Source organism: Moritella marina ATCC 15381, assembly GCF_008931805.1.
Classification (GTDB): Bacteria; Pseudomonadota; Gammaproteobacteria; order Enterobacterales; family Moritellaceae; genus Moritella; species Moritella marina.
This window is the reverse complement of sequence record NZ_CP044399.1, coordinates 858166-871875: the sequence shown is the minus strand read 5'-3', so window position 1 is coordinate 871875 and position 13710 is coordinate 858166. Positions and strand designations below refer to the sequence as shown.

At 42.0% G+C, this 13710-nt stretch carries 10 protein-coding genes; 4 read left to right on the top strand and 6 right to left on the bottom strand.

Annotation, left to right across the window (positions count from 1 at the left end; genetic code table 11):
* Window position 1 precedes the first annotated feature (1 nt).
* From FR932_RS04000 to FR932_RS03985, 4 genes are read right to left on the bottom strand one after another with little or no spacing between them, the layout of a single operon-like run.
* Window positions 2–676, bottom strand: coding sequence for a response regulator transcription factor (locus FR932_RS04000; protein ID WP_019439341.1), 675 nt, complete (start codon window positions 674–676; stop codon window positions 2–4).
* Window positions 670–3864, bottom strand: a complete 3195-nt coding sequence (locus FR932_RS03995) for an efflux RND transporter permease subunit (RefSeq protein ID WP_019439342.1) — start codon at window positions 3862–3864, stop codon at window positions 670–672. Before FR932_RS03995 ends, FR932_RS04000 begins: the two co-directional genes overlap by 7 nt.
* Window positions 3861–5075, bottom strand: coding sequence for an efflux RND transporter periplasmic adaptor subunit (locus FR932_RS03990; protein ID WP_019439343.1), 1215 nt, complete (start codon window positions 5073–5075; stop codon window positions 3861–3863). Before FR932_RS03990 ends, FR932_RS03995 begins: the two co-directional genes overlap by 4 nt.
* Window positions 5075–6466: a TolC family protein gene (locus FR932_RS03985; RefSeq protein ID WP_019439344.1), complete on the bottom strand. Its 1392-nt coding sequence runs from the start codon at window positions 6464–6466 to the stop codon at window positions 5075–5077. Before FR932_RS03985 ends, FR932_RS03990 begins: the two co-directional genes overlap by 1 nt.
* 193 nt (window positions 6467–6659) lie before the next feature.
* Here FR932_RS03985 and FR932_RS03980 point away from each other — a divergent pair, with 193 nt between their 5' ends.
* A complete protein-coding gene (locus tag FR932_RS03980; RefSeq protein ID WP_019439345.1) occupies window positions 6660–7115 on the top strand; it encodes a GAF domain-containing protein in 456 nt (151 codons plus the stop codon).
* 34 nt (window positions 7116–7149) lie between these two features.
* Here the strand turns inward: FR932_RS03980 and FR932_RS03975 are convergent, their stop codons facing one another.
* Window positions 7150–7956, bottom strand: coding sequence for a GGDEF domain-containing protein (locus tag FR932_RS03975; protein ID WP_019439346.1), 807 nt, complete (start codon window positions 7954–7956; stop codon window positions 7150–7152).
* A 324-nt stretch (window positions 7957–8280) separates the two neighbouring features.
* On the opposite strand from FR932_RS03975, the gene FR932_RS03970 reads away from it, so the two are divergent.
* Together FR932_RS03970 and btsR are read left to right on the top strand one after the other, a co-directional pair.
* Window positions 8281–9972: a sensor histidine kinase gene (locus FR932_RS03970; RefSeq protein WP_026032001.1), complete on the top strand. Its 1692-nt coding sequence runs from the start codon at window positions 8281–8283 to the stop codon at window positions 9970–9972.
* A 3-nt stretch (window positions 9973–9975) separates the two neighbouring features.
* Window positions 9976–10689, top strand: coding sequence for a two-component system response regulator BtsR (gene btsR / locus FR932_RS03965; RefSeq protein WP_019439348.1), 714 nt, complete (start codon window positions 9976–9978; stop codon window positions 10687–10689).
* A 458-nt stretch (window positions 10690–11147) separates the two neighbouring features.
* On the opposite strand, the gene FR932_RS03960 is transcribed toward btsR, so the two are convergent.
* Window positions 11148–11480, bottom strand: coding sequence for a PBPRA1643 family SWIM/SEC-C metal-binding motif protein (locus FR932_RS03960; protein WP_019439349.1), 333 nt, complete (start codon window positions 11478–11480; stop codon window positions 11148–11150).
* Window positions 11481–11725: 245 nt separating this feature from the next.
* Here FR932_RS03960 and FR932_RS03955 point away from each other — a divergent pair, with 245 nt between their 5' ends.
* The gene (locus FR932_RS03955; RefSeq protein WP_019439350.1) at window positions 11726–13642 is read left to right on the top strand and encodes a methyl-accepting chemotaxis protein; all 1917 of its coding nucleotides are present in this window, start codon (window positions 11726–11728) and stop codon (window positions 13640–13642) included.
* The last annotated feature ends 68 nt before the right edge of the window (window positions 13643–13710 follow it).

Genomic DNA, 13710 nt, shown 5'->3' with positions numbered 1-13710 from the left:
CCTATGCCGATGGGGTGCGCAACGCAAAGCCAATACCCGGTATCGTATGTAATAACGCCGGCACATCGCCCGCATCTAACTGTTTACGTAAATTGAAAATATGTACTTTTAAACTGTTACTGTCGGGTTGATCATCCCCCCACACCGCTTGCATCAGTTTTTCTCGTGACACTGGATTTGGGGTGGCGCGCATTAATGTTTCGAGGATCTTCCACGCGGTTGGTGATAACTTTAATAACTGCCCAGCCCGGAATGCCTGTTTCTGCTGTAGGTCTAATTCAAGATCCGCCAACGTTAAGCGTTTCACTTGCCCGCTGCGACGACGCGCCAATACTTGCATTCGCACGATTAACTCTTCCATCGCAAACGGTTTAATTAAATAGTCATCGGCACCAGAGTCAAACCCCACCAACTTATCATCCAAACTATCACGCGCCGTCAACATCAATACCGGCGTATCAATGCCCTGCTCTCGCATATTTTTGCACACAGTTAACCCGTCCATTTTCGGTAGATTCAAATCCAAAATAATGGCTTGATAATCATTAGCAATGATCATGTTTAAACCTGCGAGTCCATTCATGGCATGATCACATTGAATATCTTCCAACTCTAAATAATCAACCACAGCGGTCGCTAAATCTAAATCATCTTCCACTAACAACAGGTTTAACATTTATGATTTACCTTTTTTAAATTAACGTCACCTTTCCCCATCATATTAACGAAAAACTGTTTAATTTCATATTGAATGAACAACAAAGCAGGTATCAACACCAAAGTGATCAGCGTTGCAAACAAGATCCCATACCCTAAGGATGCCGCAGCAGGGATCAAAAATTGCGATTGCGTCGACGTTTCACCAAGTAAAGGCGCAAGTCCCGCAAACGTAGTTACCGACGTCAACAACACCGCACGTAAGCGCCCACTACACGCCTTAACAATCGCATCATGTAACGACAACTTCGCCTCAGCCATCAACTCATTAAAACGTGAAACCAACAACAAACTATCATTCACCACCACACCACTTAACGCCAAAATACCATTCAAAGATAAAATACTAATGGTCAAATCATTCAACCAATGCCCCAAGATAGCGCCAACAATACCAAACGGGATCGCAAACATAATAAGCACAGGCTGCATATACGATTTAAGTGGAATAGCCAGCAACACATAAATCGCCAACAACGCGCCAACAAAGACCGAAATCATTGAACTTGTCGTCTCCCCCTGCTCTTCAGCTTCACCGGCAAAATGGATATTTAACTCAGGGAACTGTCGTTCCAACTCCGGCACCAAATCACCTTGTAAATTAGCCACTAGCTCATTCGACGCCAATATCGATTTATCCACCGACGCTGTTAAATACACGGTCCGTAAACCGTCAATACGGGTAATTTCATCTTCTTGATATTCACTGCTAATACTCGCCACACTGCTCAGAGGCACAACCGTACCATTTGGCGTACGCACACGCGCTTGCATAATATCAGCAACCGTTTGACGTTGTGCTTCAGGATAACGCACACGTACTTTAACTTCGTCTTTATCACGTTGGAAACGCTGCACGATCTCACCACCAAACGCCTGCAATACTTGTTGCGACAAGGTCGCCGTATCCATGCCCAAACTACGGCCTTGTTCTGTTAATACAAAACGCACCTGCGGCTGACCAGGATTAAGATTATCATCAATGCCGCTAACCCCTGGTATCGACGCTAATGCCGTTTTAAATTGTGTACCCGCCGCTTTTACTGTCGCATCGTCCCACGATTTTAACTCAACTTTAAAGTTATCAACCATGTGCTTACTCGAAAGAAATTTAAGCTTTTTAACGCCTTCAGGTGAACCCGCTAATGCCCGCCACTCTGCAGTAAATTCATTTGATGGATAAACAGAGTCAGCATCCAATTCGATCGTCAAGTTACCCGAGCTGTCACCTTCAGCAATGACCTGTAAACTGGTGATCTCGCTATTCCCAGCGGGATTAGCCACATCGTATTTAACCAGCAAGTTATTATCCGCTTGTAATGCCGTTTGCTCTAACCACAGTAAATTAGTATGGGTTTGACCAAAACTAGCATCGTTTTGCATGACGATGTCAGCACTCACTACATCACCCGGTATATCAGGGAAAAACGTCACTCGAACACTGCCCGTCATTGGCAAACCAACCACCAAAATAAACAAGGCAATGAAAGCCAAGACAACCGCATAACGGAATTTCAGTGACCATTCAATCACGTTACGGTAAATACATACATTAAACCATTCTAACCCAGCATCTGCCGCGTGTTGAATACGAGCCCACAGCCCTTTAATCCCCGTTGTTGGTTGACGTGCGGTATTTAAATGCGCCAAATGTGATGGCAAAATTAATTTTGATTCCACCATCGACAGCAATAAACAAATCGTCACTACACCGGCAAACTGCGCGTAAATTTTTCCCAGATTACCGTCAACATTGGCAATTGCAACAAACGCAGCAACCGTCGTTAATACACCAAACAAGGTGGGGATAGCCACTTTCATCGTGCCTTTAACCGTGTTCTCTAAAGTATCGCCCTCTTCTTTACGGGTGGTATAAATACTCTCACCAATCACTACTGCATCATCGACGACAATGCCCAGCGCCATGATAAAACCGAACGTCGTCATCTCATTAATCGTCAGGCCAACGAAAGCGTCCTGCATAAAGAATAAGGTGCCAAATAACACAAACGGCAGTCCTGCCGCCACCCAAAATGCCACGCGAATATTCAAGAATACCGCCAAGACGATAAACACCAAGGCAATACCCGTTAATGCGTTCTTGGTGAGCAAAGACAAACGATCGGTAATAGTGTCACTTTGATCGTACCAAGTAACCAGTTCAACATCGGCAGGTAATAACCCGCGTTCATGCCATTGAGTAACGACTTCTTGCGCTTGTTCTACAATCTGCGTGATGTCGCCAAAATCATCCATCACGATCTCGATACCCATGCCGTTTTGTTGGTCATAACGAGATAAGGTATAGCTATCATCGGCAAACGTGTCGGTAACAGTGGCAACATCGGCCAAGGTAATAACGCTACCATTACCGCCGGTAATAACCGGAATACTGGCAAATTCACTTTGCTGATACGCCTGCGATGACGCTTTCAAACGCATGACTTTTTCACCATTGCGTAAACTGGTCGTCAATGGGGTAGCCGATTCGGCATTAATCGCCGCAGAAATATCCGCAATCGTTAAGCCATAGGCTTGTAACTTAGCTTCATCAACTTCGATAGAGATCATCGGCTCAATGTTGGCTTTAATCTCCAAATCGCGAATGCCAGATTTTGCTAACAGATCGGACTTTAATTTTTCCGCTAAAGTCTGCAAAGTAGCGCGATCTGCATCGCCGTATAACTGCACCCACAACGCATGGTCCTGACGACGGGCTTTATCAATCACCGGATTTTCAGCGTCACTGGGGAAATTATTGATCGCATCAACATTGGTTTTAACATCAGTCAGTAAGGTATCGAGTGAATAACCACTGGTTTTTTCGATACTGACTGAACTGCCGTTGGCGTTAGATGTTGAAGTAATACGTTTAATACCAGCAACCGTTTCCAGTGCATCTTCGATCTTAATGGCGATACCTTCTTCTGCTTGTTTTGCATCACCACTGTCGTAATTCACCGATACCCGAATAGTATCCGGTTCAATGCTCGGAAACGCTTCTTTACGTAAGCTACTTAACGCCATGACCCCAAGTAAAATAATGCTAATAAGCAGTAAATTCGCTGCAACCGAGTTGTTCGCAAACCAGTTAATCACGCCTTCTAATGGACTATGGCTAGCCGGTGCTTGATGCTGTTCACTCATAATTTCACACTCACGTTATTGGCCAGCTGTAAATCACTTGGATTGGTTAACTTCGCAATCACTTGCATACCTTGCACATAGCTATTCAACGGACGAATGATAATGTTGGCGCTATCCACACCTGCCATAGGCTTGATATAACTTAACTCACCCTGTGCAAACTGTTGCTGGGCAGTGAACGTGGCCAAGTTACCGTCGGCAGCGATATACCAAACCTCACCAGTCTGTGAGATCGCAGAGGCAGGCAACTGCCATAAATCATTAAGCGCTTTACCTTGCACTCTGGCTGTCACAAACGTACCCGGAAATAACGGGGTTTCCTGTGCTAATGGTTGCTCGACAACAACCACGAGTGCACGTTGGCGACTACTATTATCAAGATGCTGCTCGACACGTGCAACATGACCTTGCCACTGGCTATCACCCGTGGTGTTGGTCAAGATCACAGGCCACTTCCCCTCTACCGCACCACTGATGTTGGGTAAACTTGACCATTGATGCGCCGATAACGGGATCTCAATTTCCATACGGTCAGTGCTGTATAACGTCGCGATGGTATTACCTTCTTGCAGGTAACTGCCTAATTGCACATCTCGACTCACTACTAGCGCAGAAAACGGCGCTGTGATGGCGGTTTTATCCAGATCACGCTGCGCTTTAGTCAACTGACTTTGGGCATTGTTAAACGTTGCTTGTGCAGCAATAAGTTGGGGTTCGCGCAATACTAACGGCGAGTCAGGTTCACCACTGAAGCCCGAGTTTGTCCATTCCAGCCGAGCTTGCTGGCCTTTACGTTGTTCTTCTAATAAGGCTAATTTCGCGTCAGCCACTGCCACTTGCGCACTGCTTAAGGCTTGCTGGTAATCAACATCATTAATTTGAACGACCGTATCACCTTGATTAAACAGCTTACCCGTCGCAAAATTGCGGCCAAGTGATTCAACTTGACCACTGACTTCACTGGTTAACGTCAGCTGATAACGCGATTGCGCTTCACCATAACCAATCACTTCTGCTTGATAACGGCCTTTCGTCACCGCTATCACAGCGACTTCAGGGTACTGCACGGCAACGTTAACTACCGCGGTATTAACGGAATTGTTCACTGGATTATTCGCCGCATCCATCTTTGCGCCGTTGTAGCTAATGACGGCAAAAATACTGGCTGCAGCCGCTAATGTGATCGCGATAGTAATAACATTGTTTTTCATTATGCTTCTCCAGCCATGTCTGTGGTAATGCCAAGCCCTAAGGCCAGTCCTAAATCAATGCGGTTAACCAAGCGATTATAAGTGGCTTGGGTTAATTGCGATTGCAGATCAAAAGTCTGCTGTTGTACGGTAAGTAGATCTAATATATCCACTAACCCTTGACGGTATTTCGTTTGATAATTGCTTTCACTGCGCTTGGCACTACTTAACGCATCACTTAGGTGTTGTTGCTGGCGCTGTAACGACTGCTCTTGACCCAATGCATTTTCGACCTCGTTGACTGCCGTTAATAAGTTTTCTTGATAAGCCCAATAGGTTTGTTCGGTCGTCAACTCCGCGATTTCAATTTGACTACGCAATTGACCACCTTGGAATATAGGTGCCGTCAGTTGCCCTAATAAGCTCCACGCCGGACTCGTTAATAACGACTCGCTGGGAGAGTTGGCGATATCGGTTAACGATGCAGATAAACTGATTGATGGTAACAAGGCTTTATACGCCACATCTGTTCGATATTGGGCGGCGCTTATCGCCGCATAAGCCGCTTGTAAGTCAGGACGACGGCCAAGGTCTTGCTCTGGTAAACCAGCTAAAGGTTGTAATACCGTTGGAAAATCACTACCAGCTTGAATAGCCGTTGTTTGCCCGATCAGTAAGCCGAGGTTGCGTTGATTTTGCGCCAGCGTTTCTTGCTGCTCAGCCAATGTTGCACGGGTTTGAGCACTACTGGTTCGCGCACTATCTAGATCTTCAAGTGCACCGAGTCCATTGCGGTAACGACTTAGCACAAACTGTTCGTTATTCTCTAATACCGCTAAACGTGAGGTTTCAATCGTGATCAGTTGTTGCTGTAAATTAATTTGTAACCAACTGCGCATGATGTTTGCTGCTAATGCATCGCGCGCACCTTGGTAAGTCGCCTGCGAGCTGGCTATATCCATGTCAGCGGCTTGTACTTCATCATTGAGTTTTTGCCACAAGTCTAACTCCCAACTCACCGTCACATCAGTTTGATAACTTTCGTCAGCATCACTGTTCTTGGCACTGAAACCGGCATTCACTTGCGGAATTCGGCCACTTGTTGTTACACCACGTTGTGCGTAAGCTATTTGTAATGCAATCGCGGTTTGTTGCAAACTGGGGTTTTGTAATATCGCTTCTTCTACTAAACTAGTTAGCGCAGGCATCGCAACCAATTGTGTTAATTGTGTAACAGCAACCGCATCTTGCTGCTGATATTGCCATTGTGTTCGCGCCGTTCGCGCTGAATCTGCATCTTGTTGGTAATTAATCGTGCTATTGCTGCAACCGACAACAGCTGATACAGTAAGTGTTAATGTTATATACCGCAGTGCTAACGCTGAATAGCGTAATGGTCTTGACGTGGCCATTTTTATCTCCTCAATTCTACGGAGCTGAGTATAATAAATAGCAGGTTAAGACAGGGTTAAGATGCTTATTGTATGTAGATTTACTGACAATAATTTACTGTTAAGTTTGTAAAAGTGCGATCTAATCAACTAAAAAAATACACTTAATAGGTATAATCGAATTAACTCCAAATAAGGATATAAGGAATTAAATATGCCATTTATTAATATCAAACAATCATTTACGGAATGGCAAGAGCGCCTTAATACGCTTGCAGATCATTCAGGTTTACATTCAATCCTGATCATGGAGTCAAAGCACGACACAATGGAAGTTGTCGTAGCCAATGAACAACCTATTTATAATGTCGGAGACTGTGGACCAAAGAGTCGACAACCCGGCTGTCACGAACTGTATTGTGAACGCGTAGTTGATACGGCTCAGCCGGTATTTATTCCCGACGCAAGCATTGATGATGAATGGAAAGGTAATGAAGATTACGTGAAATTCAACTTAGGTGTATACCTTGGATTTCCGCTGGTTAATCAAGGTGTGGTGGTTGGCACTATCTGTGCGCTAAATGATAAAACATTTGATTTCAATGAAGGTTCACCATCAATGTGCAGTGAACTAGTACAATTAAAAAATGATATCGAATTAGCATTTTAATGATATAGCGTGTTAGCAGCCTATTGCTGTGCTGCTAACACTGATTTCTGCGTAACTGTTTACTCATATATAACAACTTATCTGCGGACTCTAATGCCCCTGACAACGTAATATCATGGCTCATTGCATGAAGCCCAAAGCTAAATGAAATACCTAAGAACTCGTCATCTTGCTCTATATTATGGCGTATTTGTGTTAAGCGTTCGTCAATTTTAACCTTGCCAACATCTTCAAATACCACCACAAATTCGTCACCGCCAACACGGTAGATGGTGTCTTTATCGCGTAATTGATGATTAATGTGCAGCGCAAATTTTCTCAACATCTCGTCACCTTTCAAATGACCAAAGGTGTCGTTAATACGTTTAAAGTTATCTAAATCTAAATACACAACGGTATTATTGTTATTAAACGTACGTTGCATTAACGCCGTTTTATTAGCGATACCCGTTAAATCATCATGCTGTAAACGTGCATTCAGCTTATCTGCTGTTTTTACTTTTTCAGTGATATCCCAAGACAACAACGCCATAAACTCATCACCACCATCGGTCATGATATAGCGTACCGATTCAAAACTGGTATCAAGGAAGGTTTCAATACTGGTTTTCATCTTATCCGGTTCAGCTAACGCCGCAGCATCATTTACTTTGCACTGTAGTAATAGGTCAATCACATCTTTGTTTTCAATTTTATTTATAATATCGTCAAGCGTTAATCCATGCACATCAAATGGAAAAAAGCCCTTATAGCTCTCGTTCACAACGACATGTTCACCACTTAATTTTTTTACCGCCACTAATCCTGGGAAACTTTGAATAACTTGGTTTATTAATGACATACTAATTCCGTTTACGCTGGCGACAATTGATTATAACTTAATTACCCTATTAAAGACTATGGATATATGCTTGAAATCGTTAATATTACTCCTTTTGTATTATTAAATAGTGGCAGCAAATTGCAGTCGATTTAAGCGAACTGTTATTATTCATGCAAATAACGCCTCAATCTATCTAAACTGTTATATTTAATAGGTTTTTTAAGTAAGTGTGTAGTATGCTGATTCACTCATAAATAAACAGCTAATTTAATTTTTTTTTGGCTTAATAATTTAATAAGCACCGTTACTGTTTGTTATACATATATAAAATGAGATGTCATTATGGAACTAATCCCCTCTCTATTACAACAAATGTGTGTTTACCTCGTCTTTGCTTATTTACTTAGCAAAACCCCGATATTTATGCCGTTGTTAAACATATCCTCACGCTGGGAACATAAGTTTAGCTGTTACTTAATATTTTCAATGTTTTGTATCATGGGCAGTTATTTTGGCCTGCAATATGAAGATGCCATTGCCAATACGCGGGCTATAGGCGCTGTTATGGGGGGGCTATTTGGTGGTCCAATAGTCGGATTAGCCGTTGGCATGACAGGGGGGATACATCGCTACTTCATGGGGGGATTTACTGATGTCGCTTGTGCTATTTCAACATCTGTCGAAGGACTTATCGGCGGGTTACTGCATGTCTACCTATTGCGTAAGAATAAGATAAACTACTTATTCAAACCACAAGTTATCTTCTCTATCACCTTGTTTGCAGAACTGACTCAAATGGCGATAATACTGATTGTCGCCGAACCTTATCAACAGGCCTATGATTTAGTCAGTAAGGTCGCAGTGCCTATGATCTTAGCCAATACCATAGGTGCCGTGCTATTCATGAGTATTATTGAAGATAGGAAGTCTATCTATGAAAAATACTCTACTGCTTTTTCGCAGCGCGCCCTTAGAATTGCCGACCGCAGTGTTGGTATTCTCAACCAAGGACTCAATACTGACAGCGCGCAAACAATTGCTCGTATCATTCATGAAGAAACCAGTGTTGGCGCTATCGCTATCACCGATACCCAAAATATCTTAGCCTTTATCGGTATCGGCGAACAACACCATCATACGAATGTGCCTATCTCTAGCTGTATTCAGCAAGCCATTGATGAAAATCGCATTATCGATCTGAACACCAGTGCCGATACCTACCAATGCAAGATTAACCGACGCTGTCGCCTAGGGACTGCGATTATCCTGCCGTTACGCAATGGTGATAACAAAGTGGTCGGTACGATTAAACTCTACGAAGCACGCCGAAAACTACTGTCTAACATCAACATATCAATGGCAGAAGGTATCGCCCAGCTGCTGTCTAGCCAGATATTGTTGGGTCACTACCAACAACAGCAAACCTTGTTAACACAAGCAGAATTGAAGCTATTACATGCCCAAGTTAATCCGCACTTCTTGTTCAATGCATTGACCACAATCAGTGCTGTAACACGTCGAGAACCAGAAAAAGCGAGAATATTAATACAGCACCTGTCACAATTTTTTCGTAAGAATCTAAAACAAAATATCGAGTCTGTCAGCTTGCGCGAGGAATTATCGCATGTAAATGCCTACCTCACGATAGAACAAGCAAGATTAACAAACCGATTACGTGTAAACGTTGATATAGACCCCGCGTTACTGGATATAAAACTACCGACCTTCACGCTGCAACCACTGATTGAAAATGCCATTAAGCACGGTATTTCAACGATGTTGAGCGCAGGTAAGTTAGAAATATACAGCCATAATACGGCTGAAGGTGCACGTATTTTTGTCACTGACAATGCCGGTACGTTTGTCACCAACAAAGAAAAATCAACAGGGCTAGGACTTAAAATAGTAGACAAGAGACTCGTTAATCATTTTAACGAAAGCTCAAGCCTGCAAATAGCAACAACCACAAATAAGCTGACCCAAATATCATTTTTGCTGCCTACAAGCACGCTAACAACGAATAAGGAAAACTAACTCATGCTTAACGCTATTGTCATTGACGACGAACAGTATGCTCGTGAAGAGTTAATCGAATTATTACATGAAACCAAACAAGTTCAGGTAATTCAACAAGCAGAAAATGCCATTGAAGGATTACAATTAATTAATAAATACAAACCCGACATTATATTTTTAGACATTCAGATGCCACAAATAACCGGTATCGAGATGCTGTCGATGTTAAATACTGACACCATGCCGAAAGTAGTTTTTTCAACAGCCTACGATCAATATGCCGTACAGGCGTTTGAAGAAAATGCCTTTGATTATTTGCTCAAACCAGTTGACCCAGCCCGACTCCAAAAAACAGTAGAGCGCTTGGTAAAATCAACCGAGCAAGTAAATTATAGTGTCATTACACAGGCTCAGTTAGAGCATGTGCCTTGTATTGGCCACAACCGAATTTTAATTATCGCCATCCAAGATATTGAATTTGCGCACAGTGGGCTGTCAGGTGTCTGCATCAATACTGGCCAGCAAAATGCGACAAGTCAGCTGACGCTGAAAGTGTTGGAAGAGAAGACGCCTTTGATTCGCTGCCATCGACAATATCTGGTCAATCTAAAAGCAATTAAAGAGATCCAGCTATTAGATAATGGCTTGGCTGAAATAATGACCAACAGTGGTCAAATGATCCCCGTTAGCCGCCGCTACTTGAAATTACTAAAACAAAATTTAGGTATTCTGTAAGTAGTCACAAAAAAATAGCCTTACCACGTGACTCGTGAGTAAGGCTATTTTTATGCAAAAGATTGAATATAAAGAAACATTACTTAAATGTATAATCACTCTTTTCACCCCTGCCAGGCTGACTTATATTCAATCTTCTATGCATCCTTGTCAGCAACAGTGCTGTACGAGCTAGTTGATAGACGCTAGCCACCAAAAAAAATACAACAAACTCATATAGATCTCCTTATTTATATGAGCGTAATTTTAGTAACATAGGTGCATATTAATAGTATTGATTTCGTCAGTGGCTATATGGTGAATTAAGTGGTTTATGTTACCGGTAAAACAAGCCTATATTCACAATATCCGGCAGTGATGAAAATTAAGTGGCAAAGATCAAAAAAGCCCTTAATAAAATAATTAAGGGCTTAATAATATATAGTTTAAATACTAAAAAAAATTAGTTTTAAATCAAATTATGCACAACATTTTTTGTATTTTTTACCACTACCACATGAGCAAGGATCGTTACGATTAGGTGTCTTTTCGAATACAGTTGTTTTTGGCTTATTCAACATGCCATTTAAATCACGGATATTTTCTTCTTTATCTGCATTTACTTCGATGTTCGCAACTAATTTTGTTTCCGCTAAAATTGCTTCAATTTCAGTTTGACGCTCTGCTGTTTGCACGATCAAATTTAAAGGCGATTCTTCCGAACCCAATTTAATATCACGGTTAGTGTTATAGCCAGCTTTAACGTGATTTAATCTTGCGTCAATACGACCTTTGAAAAACATTTTAGACATTTTTAGTTCCTAATTTGGGGATATTCTTACTTCAACCCGCCCTTATACTATAAAAATGCCACTTTTTAAACACTCGGATGCTTAATTAATTAAAAGTAGGGTTAAAGTTGGTTTATATAACTAAAGATTTCACAAACTCAGCCGCTAACCTGTTTATTAACGTATTATATTAAAATTAAATTATAATGATTAAATTAATTTTAATGGTTAAACTTTTATTATTTCTAGGCTAGGACAGCAACCCCATGAATTTCAGTCAATTTAGCATTAAACAAAAACTGATCATCACCATGATCAGTGCCGTAATAACCGCGACCTTACTCGTTGGTTTTGTCAGTCAGAATCTAGCCAAAAACGTGATTGAAACACGTTTAACGACATCTGAATTACCAGCAAAGCTAATGCAGATCCGTAATGAGGTTGATAAAGAAATTTCAACCATACAACAAGCCGCTGAACAGTTAGCGAGTAATCGCTTTATGTTAGAGCGCCTTGATAAAACAACGGCTCCGCAACAAGAACAACAATTAGTTCAAGCATTGAATGATGTTAAAAATCAATACCAACTCATTGACGCTTCCATAGCGAACCGCACAAACGGTAACTATTGGAACCAAGATGGGTTTTTACGTCAACTGAATCGTCAGCAAGACAATTGGTTCTATGATTTCACTAACAGCAATAAATCACAATCGGTAAGTATTTTTAAAGAGTCTAATGGCGACACCAAGTTATTCATTAATTATCAACAGCTCAATGGCCTAGGCATGGCAGGTTTCTCTAAGTCGCTCGATGATATGGTTGATTTTATTAACCAGTTCAAACTAGAGCAAACTGGTTTTATATACTTAGTTGATGCAAAGGGTACGGTGCGCTTACACAAAGACAATAACCAAATCGGTAAAGCTGACTTAAGCCAATTATACAATCGTGATGTTGCATCAAACCTATTACAAAAAAGTGCATTTAACATGAGTGAAGCGGTTGTTTCAGGTCGTGATACACATATAGCCAGTAGTTATATTCCATCAATGGATTGGTATGTGATTGCCGAGTTACCGACCGAAGAAGCATTCGCAACCTTGTCACAAGCGAATAATAAGATCATGCTGTGGACATTAGCGATTGCTCTTGCTTTTACTTTTATTGCTATCTGGTTAGGCAATACCATCACGCGTCCTATTCAGCGCATCGCAGCTGTGTTTGCAGAACTCGGTAATGGTGACGGCGACTTACGCCAACGTATCGATATTCAAGGGCATGATGAAATAGCCCAACTGTCGTTAGGTTTTAATAGTTTTATCACCAAGATCCACACATCGATGCAAGAAGTATCGCGCACAGGTGAAGCATTACAAAGCGCTGCAACTGAAGTCGCTAACCAAGCGCAAATTACTTTAGATAACAGCCATGAACAACGCGACCGTACTTTCCTTGTTGTCACCGCTATTAATGAAATGGGCGCAACGGTTAATGAGATCGCAGGCAATGCCTCAAGTGCAGCAGGTGAAGCCCAAAGCGCTGAAGCAGATACGCGTAATGGCCAGCTTGTGGTTTCTCAAGCCAGTAATGTTATCCACCAGCTCGCTGGCGATGTGGGTGAAGTAAGCCAAGTTATCGACTCGTTAGCTAATAATACCCAGGCGATTGGTAGCATTTTAGAAGTGATCAGCAGTATCTCTGCACAAACTAACTTACTGGCTTTAAATGCCGCCATTGAAGCTGCTCGAGCAGGTGAACAAGGTCGTGGTTTTGCCGTCGTTGCAGATGAAGTACGTAATTTGGCTAGCCGCACTGCGCAATCAACAAACGAAATTCAAGCCATGATTGATAACTTACAAAATGAAGCTAAAAGTGCTGTTGCGGCAATGCTGAAAAGCAGTGAATTAACCACACAAGGTACCATAGCAACGACGGATACTTCGGCAGCACTCGTGTCTATTGGTGAGCGCATTTGCTTGATCTCGGATATGAACACGCAAGTAGCAACGGCAACTGAAGAACAATCAACAGTAGTGAATGAGATTAACCAGAATATTGTTGAGATTAATGATATTACTCAATGTACGGCTGATACTGCTGAAGGGTTAGCTAAGTCGAGTCACGAACTACGTGATCTGTCGATACGCCTTGGTGATATGGTTGGCGTGTTTAAACTGTAACACTTTACTGATGAACTGAACGCAATAAGCCCTGTTCATACAGGGCTTATTGCGGATGGTATCTCGTT